The 20,258-nt window shown below is 43.0% G+C and carries 13 protein-coding genes; 8 read left to right on the top strand and 5 right to left on the bottom strand.

Annotation, left to right across the window (positions count from 1 at the left end):
• Positions 1–70 precede the first annotated feature (70 nt).
• From SD449_RS00095 to SD449_RS00110, 4 genes are all read left to right on the top strand, one after another.
• Complete coding sequence (locus tag SD449_RS00095) at positions 71–1,678, top strand: carboxylesterase/lipase family protein (protein ID WP_318308057.1); 1,608 nt, start codon at positions 71–73, stop codon at positions 1,676–1,678.
• Positions 1,679–1,957: 279 nt separating this feature from the next.
• A complete protein-coding gene (locus tag SD449_RS00100; RefSeq protein WP_318308058.1) occupies positions 1,958–5,161 on the top strand; it encodes a SusC/RagA family TonB-linked outer membrane protein in 3,204 nt (1,067 codons plus the stop codon).
• A gap of 3 nt (positions 5,162–5,164) precedes the next feature.
• The gene (locus tag SD449_RS00105; RefSeq protein ID WP_318308059.1) at positions 5,165–6,868 is read left to right on the top strand and encodes a RagB/SusD family nutrient uptake outer membrane protein; all 1,704 of its coding nucleotides are present in this window, start codon (positions 5,165–5,167) and stop codon (positions 6,866–6,868) included.
• Positions 6,869–7,129: 261 nt separating this feature from the next.
• A complete protein-coding gene (locus SD449_RS00110) occupies positions 7,130–10,468 on the top strand; it encodes a VCBS repeat-containing protein (RefSeq protein ID WP_318308060.1) in 3,339 nt (1,112 codons plus the stop codon).
• A gap of 6 nt (positions 10,469–10,474) precedes the next feature.
• Here the strand turns inward: SD449_RS00110 and SD449_RS00115 are convergent, their stop codons facing one another.
• The 4 genes from SD449_RS00115 to SD449_RS00130 are packed head-to-tail and all read right to left on the bottom strand — an operon-like array spanning position 10,475 to position 15,900.
• Complete coding sequence (locus SD449_RS00115) at positions 10,475–12,100, bottom strand: serine hydrolase domain-containing protein (RefSeq protein WP_318308061.1); 1,626 nt, start codon at positions 12,098–12,100, stop codon at positions 10,475–10,477.
• 6 nt (positions 12,101–12,106) lie between these two features.
• Positions 12,107–13,405: a M20/M25/M40 family metallo-hydrolase gene (locus tag SD449_RS00120; protein WP_318308062.1), complete on the bottom strand. Its 1,299-nt coding sequence runs from the start codon at positions 13,403–13,405 to the stop codon at positions 12,107–12,109.
• A gap of 15 nt (positions 13,406–13,420) precedes the next feature.
• Positions 13,421–15,010 carry an N-acyl-D-amino-acid deacylase family protein gene (locus SD449_RS00125; RefSeq protein ID WP_318308063.1) on the bottom strand — a complete coding sequence of 530 codons (1,590 nt, stop codon included), beginning with the start codon at positions 15,008–15,010 and terminating at the stop codon, positions 13,421–13,423.
• Positions 15,011–15,024: 14 nt separating this feature from the next.
• On the bottom strand, positions 15,025–15,900 hold the full coding sequence (locus tag SD449_RS00130) for an aminotransferase class IV (RefSeq protein WP_318308064.1): 876 nt from the start codon (positions 15,898–15,900) through the stop codon (positions 15,025–15,027).
• Positions 15,901–16,143: 243 nt separating this feature from the next.
• Here SD449_RS00130 and SD449_RS00135 point away from each other — a divergent pair, with 243 nt between their 5' ends.
• From SD449_RS00135 to SD449_RS00150, 4 genes are read left to right on the top strand one after another with little or no spacing between them, the layout of a single operon-like run.
• Positions 16,144–16,665, top strand: a complete 522-nt coding sequence (locus SD449_RS00135; protein ID WP_318308065.1) for a 5' nucleotidase, NT5C type — start codon at positions 16,144–16,146, stop codon at positions 16,663–16,665.
• Positions 16,666–16,676: 11 nt separating this feature from the next.
• A complete protein-coding gene (locus tag SD449_RS00140; RefSeq protein ID WP_318308066.1) occupies positions 16,677–17,399 on the top strand; it encodes a carboxylesterase family protein in 723 nt (240 codons plus the stop codon).
• A gap of 5 nt (positions 17,400–17,404) precedes the next feature.
• Complete coding sequence (locus SD449_RS00145) at positions 17,405–18,133, top strand: M15 family metallopeptidase (protein ID WP_318308067.1); 729 nt, start codon at positions 17,405–17,407, stop codon at positions 18,131–18,133.
• Positions 18,134–18,148: 15 nt separating this feature from the next.
• Complete coding sequence (locus tag SD449_RS00150; RefSeq protein WP_318308068.1) at positions 18,149–19,075, top strand: alpha/beta hydrolase; 927 nt, start codon at positions 18,149–18,151, stop codon at positions 19,073–19,075.
• Here the strand turns inward: SD449_RS00150 and SD449_RS00155 are convergent.
• The gene (locus SD449_RS00155; protein ID WP_449757791.1) at positions 19,072–20,256 is read right to left on the bottom strand and encodes a class I SAM-dependent methyltransferase; all 1,185 of its coding nucleotides are present in this window, start codon (positions 20,254–20,256) and stop codon (positions 19,072–19,074) included. The two genes, SD449_RS00150 and SD449_RS00155, sit on opposite strands and share 4 nt — an antisense overlap.
• Positions 20,257–20,258: the final 2 nt, after the last annotated feature.

Raw genomic sequence — 20,258 nt, forward strand, 5'->3', positions numbered from 1 at the left:
AAAGAAAGTATTATTGTAACAAAATGATACAATAAAGACCTCAAAAATGAAAATTTCTAATTTAATTTTAATGATGCTTCTTGTTTTTGGTACGGCCATTGGCCAAAACAAAAATGCATTCCCAGTTCAGGTAAGCGTTGAAAATGGCACTATTGAAGGGAATTACAACACCCACACAGGTATACAATCTTATTTAGGTGTGCCTTTCGCTAAACCGCCCGTTGGTGATTTAAGATGGAAGGCACCACAGCCGCTTGATGATTGGACTGGTGTAAAGGAAACCAAGGTTTTCGGTCCCAGACCTATGCAAACAATGGTGTTCGGGGACATGAAATCACGATCCGATGGAGTTAGCGAAGATTGTCTTTACTTGAATGTTTGGACGCCAGCGAAGCATGATACCAAAGGTTTACCGGTCTTGGTCTATTTTTATGGAGGAGGCAATGTAGCGGGTGATGCTTCAGAATATCGATATGATGGTGAGAGCATGGCCAAAAATGGAATGGTGGTCGTCACCACCAACTACAGGTTGAATATTTTTGGGTTCTTGTCCCATCCTGAACTTACCAAGGAATCCCCATACAATGCTTCTGGCAATTATGGGGTGCTAGATCAGAATATGGCCTTGCAGTGGGTCCAAAAAAACATAGCTGCTTTTGGTGGAGATCCTGCTAAAGTCACAATTGCGGGAGAGTCTGCAGGTTCGGCCGGAACAAGTCTTCAAATGGCATCGCCTTTGTCCAAGGATTTGATTGCCGGTGCCATAGGGGAAAGTGGAGCCGCTATTAATCCGACCATGGCCCCGGTAACTTTAGAGGAAGGAGAAAAAATGGGTCAGGCCTTTTTGGAAAAGGCCGGTATAAAATCTATATCGGACTTTCGTAAAATGAGCACACGGGAAATCTATGAAGTTTATAATGACTCAAGAATGTTTGGGTTCCCCGTCGTAGTGGATGGTTATTTTTTACCTAAAACCCTGCCAGAGATATTTGAGGCGGGCGAGCAGGCCCAAGTACCGTTATTATTGGGATGGAACTCAGCTGAAATACCAGCCATGGCACTTACACAAGGTCAGCCGCTTACTGTTGAAAATTATAAGAACAAGGTGAAACAATTATATCCAGAGGATTATGAAAGGGTTCTTGAGCTTTATCCTTATGGCTCGGAAAAGGAACTATTACATTCGGCCACGGATTTGGCATCTGACCGATTTATTGCCTACAGTACGTGGAAATGGTTTGATCTACATCGAAAAAATAGTGACCAGCCGGTTTACCGATACATGTATTCCAAATTGCGACCACCCTTAAAAGATGCAAACTTGGCATCTGGACTGGCAGGCGGAACCGTGGAGAAAGACGAAAATACCCCTCAAATGCCTGCTCCGGTCGGTGCGCCCCATGCCTGTGAAATTGAATATGCTTTGGGAAACCTTCATTTAGTGGACGATTATGCATGGACCCGTGACGATAAAAAGGTTTCTGAGACCATGCAGGCCTATTTTGTCAATTTCATCAAAAACGGCAATCCAAATGGTGAGAAATTGCCCGAATGGCCCAACGCGAATATTTCGGATGAAAATCCTCCGGTAATGGTCCTTGATGTGGAGAGTAAATCCAAGAGAGCTGATCACGATAAAAGGTATGAATTTCTGGATACCAAGTACTTGAAGAAATAGGGTGTTTTTCTGTAACAAATCAGCAACGTTTTGTTGATTTTTTCCATCGGTAAAATTGTAGGTGTCAATCTGTGGTGCGGGCATACTGCGCCAAGCCTGCGGAAAAATTAACTTTTTGTTAGGATTATCATTTTTACATTATGCATAGGGTGATTTTATTATTTTAAATATTTACTGTTAAAATATTGCCAATTATAAAATTTTAACTATTATTGTTCCTGATTGAGACAATATGCACGGTCGAAATCAGTCATTATAACTAAACTAAATAGACTATCTATGAATCAAATCACAATTCAGATTTTGATGAGATGGGCCGTTTCCGTAAAAAGGTATTCGGCATTCATTTTATCAATGACAATGATGTTGGTGGGTGGATCTGCCATGGCAGCTGCCCCGGACTTGGATGAAGTTACTTCTCCTCCTTACCAAACAACCATAACGGGTACAGTTGTGGACAATTTTGGAACTCCCTTACCTGGTACCAATGTCATTGTAAAGGGGACAACTAACGGTACCCAGACAGATTTTGATGGAAATTATTCCATCACCGCCCCTTCCGATGCAACCCTGATATTTTCTTATGTCGGGTTTAAAACGGTAGAAATTCCCGTTAACGGAAACGCTACATTAGACGTTACCATGCAGGAAGATGCCGCTGCATTGGACGAGGTCGTTGTAACAGGGTATGGAAGCCAGACAAGAGGTGAATTGACCGGTTCCGTAGGAACGGTGGATGTTGCCGAAGCGACCAAAACTCCTGTAGTAAACGCAGCGGAAGCTTTGCAAGGACGGGTTTCCGGTGTTACCATTACCAACAACGGTTCACCTGGATCTACTCCAGTAGTACGTATTAGAGGTTATGGAACTGGTAACAGTAACGACCCTCTATACATTATTGATGGTGTTCAAACAGATGACGCAAGTATCTTGAACTCCATTAACCCAGCGGATATTCAGCAGTTAAACGTTCTAAAAGATGGTGCAGCTGCAATATATGGTGCTAGGGCATCCAATGGTGTTGTAATTGTGACTACCAAGAGTGGTGGTTATAACCTGAATACTGCAAAGGTTTCTTTGGACATGTATACCGGTTTTTCAACTGCAACAAATTTACCTGAACTTTTGAATGCTGAACAGCACGGTCAAATGATCTGGCAGAGTATCATAAATGATGGAGGTACTCCTTCACATCCACAATATGGAAATGGTCCTACTCCCGTAGTTCCACAAACCATTCAAGGTGATGTTCCTGTGACCATGAACGTTAGACCAGGTGGAACAGATTGGTTGGATGAAATCTACAGAACCGCGATTACCCAAAATGCTTCCATTACATTGGAAAATGGTAACGAAAAATCCAAGTTCCTTTTCTCGGCAGGTTATTTGAACCGTCAAGGTATTCAAATCCATACAGGATTTAAAAGAGGAAACGTACGATTGAACTCTGAGTTCAAGATCGGAGATAAAATCCGAATTGGAGAACACGCAAACATTTCTTTTGATCGAAGAAGTGGAGGTCAGTCATGGTACAACTTTGCAACTAGGATGTCTCCATTGGTGCCTGTTTATGATGCAGAGGGCAACTTTGCAGGTAGCTATAGTAATTCCAACGGACTTTCCAACCCCAACAACCCTGTTGCGGAGGCTACTCGTCAGAAAGACAATTTTGCCAAGACCTTTAGGGTGTTTGGTGACATTTATGCTACAGTCGATATCATCGATGGATTACAGTTCAAGACTTCCTTGGGTGGTTCTATCAGAGCTTTTAACGACAGACGTTTTAGACCTTTGATTCCTGAATCCCCAGAGCCAATTGCAACCAATACGCTTACTGAAGCTGATCAGGATACTTACGAATGGGTATGGACCAATACGTTGAACTATAAGAAGTCGTTTGGCAATCATAACCTTAATGCTTTGATCGGTATCGAGGCATTGGACAATCACGGTAAAGGAAAGGAAATCTCAAGAACAGATTACTTTTTTGAAACACCTGATTATTACTTGTTGAGCAATGGTGGGGGTGCGGCCAACGTGGCCTACGCCTATGATAATGCATCTTCATTGTATTCTTTGTTCGGAACGGTCAACTACGATTATGATGGTCGTTATTTGTTTACTGCTACCGTACGTCGCGATGAGTCATCAAGATTTATCGGTGACAATAAAAGTGATGTTTTCCCATCATTCAGCGCAGGTTGGGTAGTGAGCAACGAATCTTTTTGGCCAACCGATTCTTTCATGAGCCGTTTAAAATTAAAAGGATCATGGGGTCAATTGGGTAACCAAACTCTTCCGGTGAACAACCCTACGACCAATATTTCAATATTGAGCGAGCAGTATGCCAATTACGTGTATACAGGAAGTGGAGGAGCGGCCCAAGGTGCACTTTTGTCTGCTGCCGGTAATCCAAACTTAAGATGGGAAACCAGTGAAACCACTAACTTTGGTATAGAACTTGGCTTTTTTGACAATAGATTGAATTTTTCTGCGGAATACTTTACGATTACCACAAAAGATTTGATCAACCAGGATGAGCAGTTGTTCAGTTCAACAGCAATTGATGCCGCCCCACCGTATGTGAACTTAGGTTCCATTGAAAACAAAGGTGTGGATGCAACTTTGAGCTATTCAGACCAAACCGATTCTGGCTTTAGTTATGGTATCGATGTGAATTTCTCTAGCTACAAGAACGAAGTGGTTGACTTGATCAGTGCCTTCCAAACAGGTTTTGGTGGATTCAGAACTACTGGAACTGTAACTAGAACGCAGGAAGGACAGCCAATATCATCTTTCTACGGAAGGGTTGTTGAAGGAATATTCGCTTCTGAATCCGAAGTGGCGAACGCTGCCGACCAAGGATTCGAGACCAATGCCGACGGTGTCGGTAGGTTTAGGTACAAGGATTTGAACAATGATGGAACAATTGACGATGAGGATAGGACTTTTATTGGATCTCCTCACCCAGATTTCACATATGGTATTAACCTAAGACTTGGTTACAAAGGATTTGATATGTCTGCATTCTTCCAAGGTTCTCAAGGAAATGATATTTTCAACAACGATAAAGTGTATACCGATCTTCCTACGTTCTTTGATGCGAACAGAAGTGTTCGTGTATTGGATTCTTGGACTCCTGACAACTTGGATGCCCAATTGCCTGCATTGAGCCAGAGTATCACAAACAATGAGGGTACACCAAGTACATTTTTTGTGGAGGATGGATCTTACATGAGATTGAAGAACTTGCAAATTGGATATACCTTTAACGAGCAAGTATCCAGCTACCTAGGAATGGATAGTGTTCGTTTGTATCTACAGGGTACCAACCTGTTCACAATCACGGATTACAATGGAGTTGATCCAGAGTTACCACCAAGATTTGTAAATGGATCCATTGATAACCTTACCATAGGAGTTTCTGATAACAACTATCCTTTAGCTTCAATTTATTCCTTCGGGGTTAATCTAAAATTTTAAAAAATGAAAAAGAAGATATTATATTCAACAATATTTGCAGGTCTATTGCTATGGTCCTGTAGCAAAGATTTTACTGAAAAGGCTGCCACTGGCGCCCTTTCGGATGATGCGCTTCAAAATGCAACTGGGGTCGACCTTAAGTTGACCGCAGCATACTCTGCAATGGACGGAGAACGTATCAATCGACAAGGTGAAGGAGTAGCGGCCGGTGGAGACAACTGGTGGGCAGATGTCATTTCTGATGACGCTCACAGAGGAAGTGAAGATGGTGACAACACCGCTTTGTTCCAGGTTGAAACTTTGGACTGGCAAACAGGTAATAGCTGGTTCTTGGGAAGATGGAGCGCCCTTTTTGGAGGAGTGAACCGTTGTAATGCCGTTCTTGACCTGATTAGTCAGATTGAAGAAGGCGATTTTTCCCAACAAGAAGGTGAAGCCCTTTTCTTAAGAGCTTATTTCAACTTTGAGCTTCAAAAGTTTTATGGTAATGTTCCATTTATTTCTGTGGAAAATTTGGTGAATCAGGAGTTCAATCAGCCAAACCCAGGTCCTATCTGGGCAGAGATTGAAGCCGATTTACAAGCTGCCATTGCCAATTTGGGAGACGAAGTCATAACTGGTAGGGCCAATGCTTGGGTTGCCAAGGCGTTCTTAGGTAAAGCTTACCTATATCAAGGTAAGTATGCAGAGGCACTTCCTTTGTTCAACGATGTGATCAACAATGGACCATATTCCTTGAATGAAGAGTTTGTTGACAACTTTAATTTTGCTGGTGAAAATGGGCCTGAATCCATGTTTGCCATTCAATTCGCTTCGGATACAGGACGTTCTTTCAACGGTAACGGTGCAGGTACTTTGAACTTTCCTGGTGGTGGACCTTTGGGTACTTGTTGTGGTTTTTACCAGCCTACCCAAGATTTGGTGAACGCTTACCAGACCGATGGTTCAGGATTGCCATTATTGGATTCCTATGCGGCGACCGATGTTGATAGTGATTACGGAATTAACAGTAGTGAGCCTTTTACCCCATATACTGGTCCGCTAGATCCAAGATTGGACTATACCGTGGGTAGAAGAGGTATCGACTATAACGGTTTTGGCGTCATGCCAGGAAAGGAATGGATAAGGGCTTCTTTTACGGATATCTCTGGTCCTTATTTGCCCAAAAAGAACATGTACCAAGCTGGCGAGGTAGATGCTCAACGTGGTACAGGAGGTTGGGGATCTGACTGGTCCGGTATCAACTACAACGTGATGCGTTTTGCAGATGTATTGTTGATGGCCGCCGAGGCTGCAGTAGAGCAACCAACTCCAAATTTACCTTTAGCGGTGGAATATGTGGATAGGGTTCGTAACAGAGCAAAAAACATGAGCTATGTTCAGGCAGTTGATGATAGTGGGGATGCCGCTAACTATCAGATTGAGCCTTACGGAACTTTTCCAGATGTTGCTTTTGCAAGAAAAGCTATCCGATTCGAGCGTCGCTTGGAGTTTGGAATGGAAGGACATCGATTGTTTGACCTGAGAAGGTGGGACAATGCGATGGAAACTATCAATACGTATATCGAAAATGAAGGCGAAGATTTCTATTTGTCCAATTATGATACAAAATTTGGTACCTATCAACCAAGACATGATTTGATTCCGATTCCTGTCAATGCCATCGACCAGAGTGGTGGAGTGTTGACTCAGAATCCTGGATATTAATAATGTGTAGTCTGAGTTAGTTTAATTTAATTCAAGTAAATAGGTTGTCAATTTGTTTTGGCAACCTATTTTTAATTATACCCTATCCTTATCAATACAACCCTAGGTTATCATAGCTTTAACTTTTATTTTCACAATCATCAAAAAGGATTTTGATTAATAATGGATTAATCTTTGACTAATAAAACCTTACTATTTTGTAGTAAAGAAAACTCTTGCTACATTTTCTCTTTTATCAATCTGTAAATCTCATCAACCACAATGATCAAGCATTCTGTTTTACTATTATTTGCTTTCTTTTTAGCGGTTTCTTGTTCTAAAAAAGAAGAAAACAAGCTGTTCTCCAAGGTATCCTCCAGCCGTTCCGGTGTTACCTTTAATAATCAGATCATTGAGACCGATAGCTTTAATATACTTACAAGCGAATATATTTTTAATGGAGGCGGAGTTGCCGTGGGAGACTTCAACAACGATAACAAACCTGACCTATTTTTTACGGGCAATCAGGTACCAAACAAATTATACCTCAATCAAGGGGATTTCAAATTTAAGGATGTCACCAAAGCTGCAGGTGTGGAAGCCGCCGATAAATGGAAGACGGGTGTAGCGGTGATAGATATCAACAACGATTCGCTCTTGGATATTTATATATGTGCGGCCATGTACGAATCCCCAGAGGAAAAGGCCAACATGCTATACATCAATCAAGGTGTTGATGATAACGGAGTTCCCGTATTTAAGGAAATGGCCAAGGAATTTGGAGTGGCCGATACCGGAAACAGTATGAATGCCGCTTTTATTGATTACAACAAGGACGGTCTTATGGACCTATATGTGCTCAATAATGTGGACATCCACATATTGCCTGCAAATTACAGGGAAAAAATAACCGATGGTTCGTCCCTGAGCAACGATCATTTGTACCGTAACAATGGGGACAACACCTTTACGGATGTTACCATGGACGCCGGTATAACCATAGAGGGGTACGGACTTGGAGTGGCCATTTCGGATTTGAATTACGATGGCTGGCCCGATATTTATGTGAGCAACGATTATCTGAGCAATGATATCATGTACATCAACAATGGTGATGGAACATTTACTGATAAGATCAGTGATTTTATCAAACACCAAAGTAAATTCTCGATGGGTTCCGATATCGCCGACTTCAACAACGATGGGTATCTTGATATTGTTACCCTTGATATGCTCGGGGAAACTAATTTAAGGTTAAAAACGACCATTAAATCCACCATGTACAACGATTATTACATGAACGATAAGTATGGTTACGACTATCAATATATGCGAAACATGCTCCAAATGGGGCAAGGACCCGAGACGCCATATAGCGAAATTGGTCTCATGGCGGGAATAGCCAAGACCGATTGGAGCTGGTCGCCACTTTTTGTGGACGCCGATAACGATGGTCGCAAAGACCTGTTGATTACCAATGGCTTTCCAAGGGATATTACCGATCTGGATTTTGGAGAGTTTAATTTTAATGTTCAGAAATATCTCAGCACCGCCCAGATTTTGGACTCCATTCCTGTGGTTAAAATTCCAAATTATGCATATCGTAACGAAGGAAACGGACAATTCAAGGATGTAGGGGAAGAATGGGGCTTAAGCATCCCTTCCTTTTCCAATGGCGCGGCCTTTGTAGACTTGGATGATGATGGAGACCTGGATTATGTGGTAAACAATATCAACGATGAGGCGTTCATCTTTCAAAACAACCTCCAAAAAGAGAATTACGAAGGCAGCAACTTTCTCAAGTTGGATTTAAAAGGCCCAAAATCAAACAGAGCTGGTCTAGGCACCAAGGTTGCCCTAAGGTTCGAGGATGGAACCTTTCAATTTTATGAACACCAATTAAGCAGAGGATACCTATCAACGGTGCACAGCATGGCCCATTTTGGACTTGGCCCGCAAAAGCAGATTGTATCATTGGAAATTGTATGGCCGGATGGGAAATATCAAAAAATCCCAGATGTGCAGAGCAATCAAACCTTGACGGTCGATTATGGAAATGCATCAATGATGGATACAAAAGAATTGGCATTTCCGCTGGCGCCCAAAAAACCAGAACCCATATATGTAGAGGTTTCGGACCAAATAGGAGTCGATTTCATCCATGAAGAAACCGATAAGATAGATTTTAACGTACAGACCACATTGCCACATAAACTTACCCAAAATGGTCCAAGGTTGGCAAAAGGGGATATCAATGGAGATGGTTACGAAGACTTTATTATTGGAAGTTCATCGGGCTACTCCCCAATGATTTTTATGCAGGACGCAAATGGAAATTTTAAGGGTAAGGCCATATTTGAGGACGAAGCAAGTAAAAAACGCGAGGAAACAGGTATTGCCCTATTTGATCTGGACAATGATGGAGACCTTGATATTTATATGGTCGCGGGAAGCAATGAGTTTGATCTGGACTCCCCGTACTATCAAGACTACCTGATGATCAATCAGGGAAATGGAACTTTTGTGAGGTCTATGGATAGATTGCCAAAAATCAACTCTAGCGGCTCCGTAGTGGAAGTTGAGGATTTTGATGGCGATGGTTACGTGGACCTATTTGTGGGCGGACGAACTCCTTTTTCCCAGTATCCCAAACCCGATAACTCCTATTTACTTAAAAATGAAAAGGGCACCCTGGTCGATGTTACCGATACGTACAGCAAAGCTTTGAGAACCCCGGGGATGATTACCGATGCGAAATGGGCAGATTTGAACCAGGATAATTTGAAGGACTTGATTCTTGTGGGCGAGTTTATGCCAGTGACCGTTTTCATCAATAAAAAAGATTCGTTTGAGCCAATGGGCCAAACGGGAATGCAGGAACTATCCGGTTGGTGGGAATGTGTTTTAGCGGAAGATTTTGATGGTGATGGCGATATTGATTTGATTGCGGGAAATTTAGGAGAAAATAACCTGTACAATCCGTCAAAGGATAGACCTGTTACCATGTTGGCCAAGGATTTCGACAATAACGGTGCCATTGACCCTGTTATGTTCGCATATTTCAAAAGTGACTTTGAAGATGCCACATACAGACCTTATCCGGTCAATTTTTGGGGAGATCTAATGTCACAAAGTCCAATGTTCAGGAAAAAGTTCAACTATTTCAGGGAGTTTGCGAAAACCACCAAAAATGACCTGTTTACACCGGAACAATTGGAAGGAGCGGATGAATTGATGGCCAATCATGATGAGACCACATATTTCGAGAACGATGGCAATGGCAGTTTTACCATGGGCAAACTTCCTTGGCAAACACAGCTGGCCCCCATTAAATGCATGATTCAGACAAATGCGTCAACCAATTCCTCAACAGATGTATTGATGATCGGGAACGATTTTGGAAATGAAGTGTTCATTGGAAGATATGATGCTTTCAACGGGGGAGTTCTTATGGGGGACAACAATGGCGGATTTGAATTCAAGAATGCAGAAGAAAGTGGATTTAAGGTCACCGGTGATGCCAAGGACATGGTTCAGGTGGAAAGAGCCAATGGAGGACACCCATATATCGTGGTAACACAGAATAGGGGCAAGGCCTTGGTCTTTACCAAAGCTGAGTAGTCCATGTCAATTTGTTTTTACGAACCATAGATTCCTGACCCTTCCGTTGGATATAAGGACCCCATTGATCTCACCGTTTTCACGGGTAAATTTTAAGGTCCGTAGAGGATAATCTCCCTCCACAAGATCTTTGAATTTTTGTTCCAAGGGAATTTCACCGTGCTTAATATGAAAAGCATACAATTTATCCCCGTTTGTGTGTATCGCATAGGAAGTATGTATTTCCGGGCTATAATAGGAACCTACATATTCTTGCGCCAGTTCCTGGGTTATGGATCTCTCAGTATATCTTTTGAAAGTTTGAGGTTTTCCACTATGGGGTACATAGGTAAATGTGTTTTTGTCGAATATGATTTGCGTACCGCTCCGAATGGCCTCGAACGTTTTTGGTTTGATGGGCAAGAATACGGTTTTGGAATTTCCCAAAAATAAAGTATCGCCGTTGATGCTCACTTCTTGTTCCTCATAGGTTTCATGGTCCCAATAGGTGCCCACATAAGACTCCATGGTCTTGGGCGATATTTTGATGGGCTCAATACTTTTGGGCGAAAGCGTTTGTCCAAAAAGCACTTCGGCAATTTTATTGGATTTTCCACCAGGGTTGGAGGATGAAAAGTTGGTTATAATGGCAATACTGATTTTTTCTTCTGGAAACACCGCTATATTGGAACGGAAACCACCGATGGACCCTCCATGACCAATCCTTTTCTTGCCCATCAATTTGTCCACATTCACTCCTAGCGCATATTGATTATAACTGCCATCGTTCAAGGGGTCCAGTGTGGGCATCATGGCAAAGGCATTTTCCCATCCGGGTAAAGGGTCATAGTAGTTCTTTAGATATTTCAGCAAGTCGGAAGTGGTAGTATGTATGTTCCCTGACCCTACATATCCCCAATATTCAACGGCCCTTATAAAACCCTTTCTCTGTTTATAATAAGAGGTTGCATTATTGGGAACAATACGGTCATAACGGTCTTCCACATAAGTATCTTCCATCCCCAACGGAACAAATATGTCCTCTTTCATATAATCTACAAAAGGCTTCTCGGCCACTTTCTCTATAATGTTGGCCAAGAACATATACCCCGTATTGCAATAAAGATATTCAGACCCGGGTTCAAAGTTAAGATCGGTCTGTAATTCCATGATCCTGTCCAGATCCTCGTTCGTCCTAGCATCGTCGTTCCTCCATCCGGCCAAGGCAAAAAGTGCGTGAAGGCTTCGAAGGCCACTGGTGTGGTGCATCATTTGCCTAATGGTGATTTTGCTCCCGAAATCGGCAAGCCCATCAATGTAGGTATCAATGGTGTCGTCAATGGACAATTTACCTTCCAAATGTAACTTTACAATTCCAAGTGAACTGAACTGTTTCGATACCGAGGCCACGTTGAACTCGGTTTTTGTGGTATTGGGAATAAGATATTCAAGGCTCGCAAGACCATACGCCTTGGAAAAAACAACATCGTTTCCCTTCATAACGGCGATGGCACCTCCCGGATGATTGGGCCGGTTCCATTCCAAGAACAAGCTGTCTATCTCTAAAAATTGTTTCTCACTTATCTGACCGTTTGAAGCAACCCCGGTAAGCAGGGCAAAACCAAAAAGCAGTCTTAGGAACCTTTCTTTCATAAATTCTTATTTGTCAAGTCCCGCTTGGGACAATGCAATCAATAATGCCAATTGAATGGACTCGTCACTTTCTTCATCGTTCAAGTACCATTCGTGCAAAGAATGGGCACCTCCTCCTTGTCCACCTCTACCGATACATACGGCTGGAATTCCTTTGGAAACGGGGATGTTGATATTTGTGGAACCTCTTCCCAGGCGAGGTGTCTCACCAAAAAGTTTGGTGGCTGCCATGGTCCTTTGGATCAACGGCAGGGAAGCTGGCAGTTCCCCCGATGGCCTGTCACCAATTTTTATGAGTTCGTAAGTGACCTCACCGCGTACACCACTGGCATTATACTCCGTGATGGCCTCTTCCACAGATGCCTTGAAAATGGCTTCTATCTCATCAAGGTTTTTGGGGTCGATGGCACGCATGTCCACTTCCATCCATGACTCAAATGGAATGGAGTTGACAGAGGTACCCCCTCCAATTCTACCCACATTGAAACTTGTTTTTGGAATGTTACCGGAGGTGTATTCCCAAGCATTTTTGGAAAAAATAGCTATGGCCTTTCCCAGTGCGTGGTGTGGGTTGGCAAGTCCAAAAGCACCCCAGGAGTGACCTCCCTGGCCTTTTATATGCAATTTGTAGCGCTTGGAGCCCAGACCGGCATTGCTGATTCTTCCTATACTGCCACCGTCAATGGCGATCCACGAATCGATATCCAGCCCAGATTCGTTGAACATGTATTTCATTCCGCGTAGGTCTCCCAGGCCTTCTTCACCAACGGACCCAACGATCAACAAGTCTTTTTTGGTCTTTATCTCTGCCTTGTTCATCGCTTTGAGCATACTTATCAGCATGGCCAGACCCCGGGTATCGTCACCTATGCCCGGTGCTTTTAGGGTATCCCCGACTTTTTTCACAGTTACATCGGTCCCTTCGGGGAAAACCACATCCAAATGGGCATCTACGCCCACATATCCCGGTTCACCGGAAGTTCCCTTGCGCAACCCTATAACATTGCCCACCTTGTCCGTCCAAATACTATCGACCCCTGCCTTTTTCAACATTTCGGCAAAAACCTTTCCCCGCTCGTTTTCCATAAAGGGAGGTGCCAAAACCTCGGTCAAAGTAATAAGGTCGACCGTAGTTTCTGGCATTTGTGCCTTGATATGTTCAAAGGCTTTCTCAACAGGTTTGGCTTTGGCCAAACGCTCCACTTCCTTGGTGTATTTTTTATCTATCTCAGTATTTTCCTGTGCCAAAAGGGAATGGCTTATTGCGCCGGCGAGCATCAAAATGCCCAATGTAATCTGTTTCATTTTCATAATGTTCAATTATTGTTTTCTTAAAACGATACCTGATTTAATATCCTTGAATGTCCCTTGGTCCACGGCAACCCCTCCGTTTATGAGGACAAAATCGATCCCTTCGGAATATTGATGCGGATTTTCAAATGTGGCCTTGTCTATTACGGTATTTGGGTCAAATATGGTGATATCCGCCTTCAGGCCTTCTTTGATGAGTCCCCGATCGGATAAACTAAGGCTTTGTGCGGGCAAATAGGTCATTTTTCGTATGGCCTCGCTGAGTTCCAAGACATTCTTTTCCCGCACATAGCGTCCTAGAACCCTAGGGAAGGTTCCATACCATCGTGGGTGCGGATGTCCCATCCCGGGTTCCACCAACCGCCCGTCCGAACCGATCATGGTAAAGGGATGTTTCATGATGCGTTCCACGTCTTCCTCTGCCATGGCATGATAAACACAGGAAGCCCCGCCGTTCAACTGCGCTTTGACCACCATATCCGCGCCATTCTCCACGGTTGGTTCCAAATTGTTCTGTTCGCACCAATATTTCAAAGTTTTTCCTTCCAGCTCAGGTTGCCATTCCACTTTTGCAAATTGTACCCGGTCCAAATCGGAGCCACCTCTATCGTTCAGGATATTGAATACGATGCCATTTTTGATGCTGTCCCTCAATACAGGATCGGCAATACGACTTTCAAAAGCTTCTTGTCCACCGGCCCTTGCCCAAGAAGGTATCAAAACGGAAATACTCGTATAGCTCGCGGCATATGGGTATTGGTCCATTTTAATATCCAATCCTTTTGCCCTAGCGGAATCTACCATGGCAAGTGTGCGCTCACTTTTGCCCCACATGGGCTTTCCAATGGCCTTGTGATGCGTGAGTACCACGGGAATATCGGCTTTTTCGGATATTTGAATAGCTTCGGCCACGGCATCAAAAAGTCCCAAGCCCTCTTCCCTAAGGTGCGAGGTATAGATCCCTCCGTATTTGGAAGCAATCTTTGAAAGGCTGATGACTTCATCTACCTTGGAAAATGCCCCGGGCAAATATTTTAATCCTGTGGAGATCCCAAAGGCTCCATCTTTCATGGCGCTGTCCACTTCGGCTTCCATGGCTCCCAGTTCTTCGGATGTGGGGGCTCTGTTTTCCAATCCCATAATATTCCTGCGAATGGTATTATGCCCCACCAAATAGGCTACGTTCATACCAACCCCTTTTTGTTGGAGACTATCCATGTAAGGCTTCAATGGGTAGGGAGAACTTCCGTCCGGTCCTCCCAAGGCCGTAGTCACCCCCTGCCTGACATGGCTTTCGCAAGAGTTGAGCTCCATAATGGGCTCTATGTGGGTGTGCATATCTATAAACCCTGGGGAGACTGCCAGTCCGGTTGCATCAATTATTTTATCGGCTTTGGCAGTAGCAAAATCACCCAATGCCACAATAACGGAATCTTTAATGGCAATGTCGGTAACTATGGGGTCTCCACCTTTACCGTCATAAACCGTTCCGTTTAAAATAAGGATATCATAGCTGTCTTGGTTGCCGCAGGAGTAGGTCCATAGCAGACATAATCCCAAAAATACCTTGAAAAGTCTGTTGGAGATGTTTTTGTTCATGGTCAAGTGGTTTTTTATAAAATGATATTGGCGGTATCGGTTTTTCTAAGCTCGGCAAATGCTTCCTGTAGCGTCTCGGTAATCTTGCCCACATTATCATGATAAAAAATATGGTCTCCCAGCTGCTTGATGGATGCTATCTGCGTAGTTGTACCTGTAAAAAAGGCTTCGTCCATATTCTTTATTTCGTCTTCGGCTACTGCTTTTTCCAGTACGGGTATTTTCAATTTTTCACACAGGTCGAGCACAATTTGTCTGCTGATGCCGTTCAGGATATGCTCATTGGCAGGATGGGTGATCAATTCCCCATTTTTCACAAAGAAAATATTGGTGTGCGAACCTTCGGTAATCATTCCGTCCCTGACCAAGGCAGCTTCATCCGTATCTGCTTCCATTGCGGCTTCATTCGTCATTACGTTTCCAAGCAGGGAGATCGATTTAATGTCACACCGGTGCCATCTAAAGTCCGGCTCCAATATGGCGGTCATCTGTTTTGGGTTGATGCGCGGAAGGTTGTAGGGCAGTGCATACATCATCACGGTAGCAGGGATTTCCTTGGGGTAGGAATGTTTTCTTGGGGCAGTTCCCCGGGTTGCCTGCATGTAGATCAAACAGGATTCGTTGGTCAAATCTGAAGCGTCCAGCAATGTTCCTAAATGGTCATCGATTTCCTGTACGTTGTAGGCGATACCAATTTTATTGAGATTGTCCTGGAGTCTGTCCAAATGCGCTTTTTTGTAGAAAATACCTTGCTCCAATTGCATCATTACTTCATAAATCCCATCTCCGAATAGAAATCCACGGTCGAAAACCGAAATTTTAGCATTCTCGGCAGACACTATTTCTCCATTTAAATAGACCTTTTGGGGAAAGTTTCCTTTGGGCAACATGTAAGGTTGGTTTTAAGCAGAAAAGCACAGCAATGGCCTTTCAAAAATCTTGTAACGTGAAGGTAATCGTTATTTCGCTAAATTAAAATTTAGCCATAAAGTTTGCTTACGGCCCGACTGTATTTTGTGGAATTTCAGAAAAGTGCTGGTCGTTTTTATGAAATTCTTTCATACCACCCACGGAATTTTGACTGAAGTTTTATTAATTGCCCAGTTTTAACGTACTTCACCAAAAAAGAAGAAATGATCATTTTTGTGGATATGGACGAGGTAATCGCCGATGCTTACCAAGCCCATATAGATATTTACAATCAAGAATTTAAAGCACAGATCAAAGCCGAGACATGTTTGGGCAAAGAATTTTGGCAAACTGTTCCAAAGGAGCGCCAAGAATCCATAAAGGGGCATACCCACCGTGTTGGTTTTTTTGGAAACCTAAAAATTATAAAGGACAGTCAAGAGGTGCTTCGCGAACTTTCCCAAAAACATGAAGTCTATATAGCCTCCGCGGCCATGGAATTCCCTCAGTCCCTTCGGGAGAAATCGGATTGGCTGGATGAACATTTCCCTTTTATCCCATGGCAAAACCGCATACTGTGCGGTAATAAATACATTTTAAAAGGAGATGTGCTTATCGACGACCGCAGCAAAAACCTTGAACCTTTTGAGGGGAGATCTATTATGTTCACCTCTCCGCACAATGTAAATGTAACCGATTTTGAAAGAGCCGATTCCTGGCAGGATATAGCCAATAAACTTTTGTAAATTGTAGCAACATGCAAAAAGGAATCCCAAAGGTTTTAATGGTGGCCGGAATGTTCCTGCTGCAAGCTTGTGCGGCACAATTCCATTTGGTAAAGGGCGAAATGGAAACAGTGACGACAGAAAACCTCAATTATTATCTTTACTATCCGGAAGATTATTTCTCGAATGAAAAAGAGGAGTTCGGGCTCCTGTTGTTCTTGCACGGCGGTGGCGAGTCTGCAGGAAATATGGAAGAAATACAGTTTAGCGGACCGCCAAAAATGTTGGCAGAGGGAAAACAGTTTCCATTTCTGATCTTGGCCCCGCAAAATCCGCATGCCAAAAAATGGTGGAATACGGAAGCATTGATGCAGTTATTGGACTCCATAGCGGATACAAACCGCGTGGATAAAAAAAGGATTTACCTTACCGGGCTGAGCAGGGGCGGAAGTGCGGTGTGGGAACTGGCAACACAGTATCCGGAAAAGTTTGCGGCCATGGCGGTAGTTTGTGGCATGGCACCTTTGCCGTATGCCCATTGGATAGATAAATCGATGCCCATTTGGGTTTTTCATGGTGACCAAGACGATGTCATCAATGTGGAAGAATCTGACCAAATGGTAGAAAAGCTACGTGAGATGGGGTATGACATAAAATATACAAGATACAAAGGTGTTGGACATAATGCATGGGACAGGGCCTACAACACAGATTCCCTTTATACGTGGTTTGATGAACAAAAACGAATAGATTGATTCAAATGAAGCAGCATATTATTTTTTTGGCCTTTTTGGTAACATCGGGTTGTAAGGAACAGAGCAAAACGGAGCAACAGGATACCGTTGAGGTCAATGCTTCAGAAATTGTTTTGGATTCCATTGCAGAGGATAGCTTGGTAAAGGAAAATAAACCTACCCTGAAAACTTTTAATGGGTTGGCCGATACCACATTTGTGAGATTGGCCGATTTCAGCAATGATTTTGCCTACGATTTGCGCTATGCCACCGAGAACAATTTTTTAAAGGCCCAGGTATATGAATGTGCCGAATGCTATACGCGAGTAAAAACGGCGAAGGCGCTCATTGCGGCCAACCAAGATTTTTTGGAAAAAGGGGTAAAAATCAAGTTTTTTGATTGTTACCGACCAAATTCCGTGCAGTACAAAATGTGGGAGATTGTTCCCAACCCACAATATGTCGCCAATCCGGATAAAGGTTCCATTCACAATAAGGGCGGTGCCGTGGACATTACTTTGGTGGATATGGAGGGCAATGAGCTTGATATGGGAACTGATTTTGATTATTTTGGAAAAAGGGCCTATCACGATAACATGGACTTGCCAAAAAAAATACTGGAGAACCGAAAATTATTAAAAGCGACCATGGAATCACATGGATTTTGGTCCATCAGAACAGAATGGTGGCATTACAATCTCTCTGCGGCTACCAATGATAAGGTCGCCAATTTTAAGTGGGACTGTCCAGATTAACCTCAATTATATCAAATGAAAATTAAGACAAAATCAGCATTGCTTTTGGTCTTGTTGTCTGTGGGAATGACCGCTCAAAAAACGACTATACCGTTATGGCCCAATGCCATTCCAAACCAAACGGACTCCAATGAAGAAGAAAAAATTGAAACTACCGAAGACGGAATCCTTTGGATAACCAACGTACAGGAGCCCACTTTGGAAGTATATCTACCCACCAAAAGGGCTTCCAATGGAAAGGCCGTGGTTATTTTCCCCGGTGGCGGATATTATGGCTTGGCCTATGATTGGGAAGGTACGGACATCGCCAAGGCATTGAACGCCGAAGGAATTGCGGGAATCGTTGTAAAATACCGTTTGCCCTGGTCCAAATCCATCACTAAAAGAAAAAATGTGGTCCCTTTGCAAGATGCACAACGGGCCCTGAGGTTGGTCAGGTCCAAGGCCAAGGATTGGAATATCGACCAGGACCATATCGGGATCATAGGATTCTCTGCCGGAGGGCATTTGGCATCCACCTTGGGAACCCATTATAATGATGTGGTGTATGAAAGACAGGACGAAGTTGATGATTTATCCGCGCGTCCGGATTTTATGGTATTGATATACCCAGTGATAACCTTGGGCAAGGAAAGTACACATACAGGATCCAGGGTTTCCTTGGTAGGGGATGACCCAACGGAAGAAGCGTTGGATTATTTGTCCAATCAAAAACATGTTGATGGCCAAACTCCGCCAACGTTTTTGCTACATGCCATGGACGATGATGCAGTTCCCGTGGAAAATTCAATGTTGTTTTTTGAAGCGCTCAGAAAACACAACATCCCTGCTTCCATGCATATCTATCCAACAGGAGGACATGGATTTTCATTGGCTTTGCACGATAAGGGTTTAAAAAACTGGACGGAACTATTATTAGGTTGGCTGGACAATCTGGATTAGTCCTTTATCTTTTCGCACTGTAATACAAGAAGTTCGTCTTTACTGCTTTTGGTAAAGAAAAGATAAGTGTTTCCGCCATCTTTGATTTTATGCTTTTTACGAAGCTCCGCTACCGAAATGGGAAAGTTCCGTGTGGTAATGTTGGCTTTGGAAACGTTCAGGGTTTTTATCGATTTCTTGGAATAGGCAAGTTTTTGTTCAATTTGGAACCTTCTTCCGGGAAAGTCCACTAGATCATCGGAGGAATATAAATGGGAATGGGGATGGAGCTTTTTTAACCCATATGCCTTGGCAAGTGACTTGAACCCGCCCGATTTTAAAATGGCAGCATTGGGCTCGTATAGATAGGTGGTCGGTTCATAATAGTCCATGGTTATTTCCGATTCCTCTTCAAGGGCAAAACTAAAAAGTTCTTTTTGGGATGATTTTAAATTGACGGTTTTTACCATAACCTTTTCCTTATACCCATATTCTAAAATAAAGAGCAGCTCTTTCACCTCGTTATTTACGGCAACCACATGGATTTCTTTTACGTATTCGAGCTCCTCGCCCCCTTTTTTAAGATCTAAAAGGGGGGACGTTTTCACCAAAATATGGATGGTCCTTTTGAAGAGGAGCGAAAGGTTTTCTGGAACATTGGGAAGACAATCGTTCAGTAAAAAAACCTTTTCCTTTTTGCTGTTTCTTCTGGAAGGGTCCAAATAGATCCAATCAAATTTTTGATTTGAATTTTTTAAAAAGGAAAGACCATCCTCCGGTCGGCATTCAATATTGTTTTGACCTAAAACCTTGAAATTATGTTGGGCAATATCGCTCAATTCAGAATTGATTTCACAGTGCAGAACGGACCCTACTTTTTCGGCAAAAAAATAACTGTCCACACCAAATCCACCGGTCAGGTCCAATAGGGTATTTCCTTCAACAAGTTGAGCTTTGTATCTTGCGGTTTCCTCGGAACTCGTTTGCTCAATATTCAGTTTGTTGGGGTAGTAAATGTTGGAGGCGGAAAACCAAAGAGGCAGTTTTTCGGATGCCTTTTTTTTGGCTTCAATCTGTCCTGCAAGTTCTTTTTGTGAAACACCTTCAAAAGGAGGTTTTTTTAACAAAACGGACATTATGTCAGTTGAAATATTTTCTGATATAAATTTCTGTACGCCAGTATTTAATATTAGGTTATTCAAAC

This window comes from Flagellimonas crocea (assembly GCF_033441595.1).
Taxonomy (GTDB): Bacteria; Bacteroidota; Bacteroidia; order Flavobacteriales; family Flavobacteriaceae; genus Flagellimonas; species Flagellimonas crocea.

Excerpts from the sequence above, each read along its gene's own strand:
- SD449_RS00095 (WP_318308057.1), top strand. The coding sequence starts at position 71 with ATGATGCTTCTTGTTTTTGGTACGGCCATTGGCCAAAACAAAAATGCA.
- SD449_RS00100 (WP_318308058.1), top strand. The coding sequence starts at position 1,958 with ATGAATCAAATCACAATTCAGATTTTGATGAGATGGGCCGTTTCCGTA.
- SD449_RS00105 (WP_318308059.1), top strand. The coding sequence starts at position 5,165 with ATGAAAAAGAAGATATTATATTCAACAATATTTGCAGGTCTATTGCTA.
- SD449_RS00110 (WP_318308060.1), top strand. The coding sequence starts at position 7,130 with ATGATCAAGCATTCTGTTTTACTATTATTTGCTTTCTTTTTAGCGGTT.
- SD449_RS00115 (WP_318308061.1), bottom strand. The coding sequence starts at position 12,100 with ATGAAAGAAAGGTTCCTAAGACTGCTTTTTGGTTTTGCCCTGCTTACC.
- SD449_RS00120 (WP_318308062.1), bottom strand. The coding sequence starts at position 13,405 with ATGAAACAGATTACATTGGGCATTTTGATGCTCGCCGGCGCAATAAGC.
- SD449_RS00125 (WP_318308063.1), bottom strand. The coding sequence starts at position 15,010 with ATGAACAAAAACATCTCCAACAGACTTTTCAAGGTATTTTTGGGATTA.
- SD449_RS00130 (WP_318308064.1), bottom strand. The coding sequence starts at position 15,900 with ATGTTGCCCAAAGGAAACTTTCCCCAAAAGGTCTATTTAAATGGAGAA.
- SD449_RS00135 (WP_318308065.1), top strand. The coding sequence starts at position 16,144 with ATGATCATTTTTGTGGATATGGACGAGGTAATCGCCGATGCTTACCAA.
- SD449_RS00140 (WP_318308066.1), top strand. The coding sequence starts at position 16,677 with ATGCAAAAAGGAATCCCAAAGGTTTTAATGGTGGCCGGAATGTTCCTG.
- SD449_RS00145 (WP_318308067.1), top strand. The coding sequence starts at position 17,405 with ATGAAGCAGCATATTATTTTTTTGGCCTTTTTGGTAACATCGGGTTGT.
- SD449_RS00150 (WP_318308068.1), top strand. The coding sequence starts at position 18,149 with ATGAAAATTAAGACAAAATCAGCATTGCTTTTGGTCTTGTTGTCTGTG.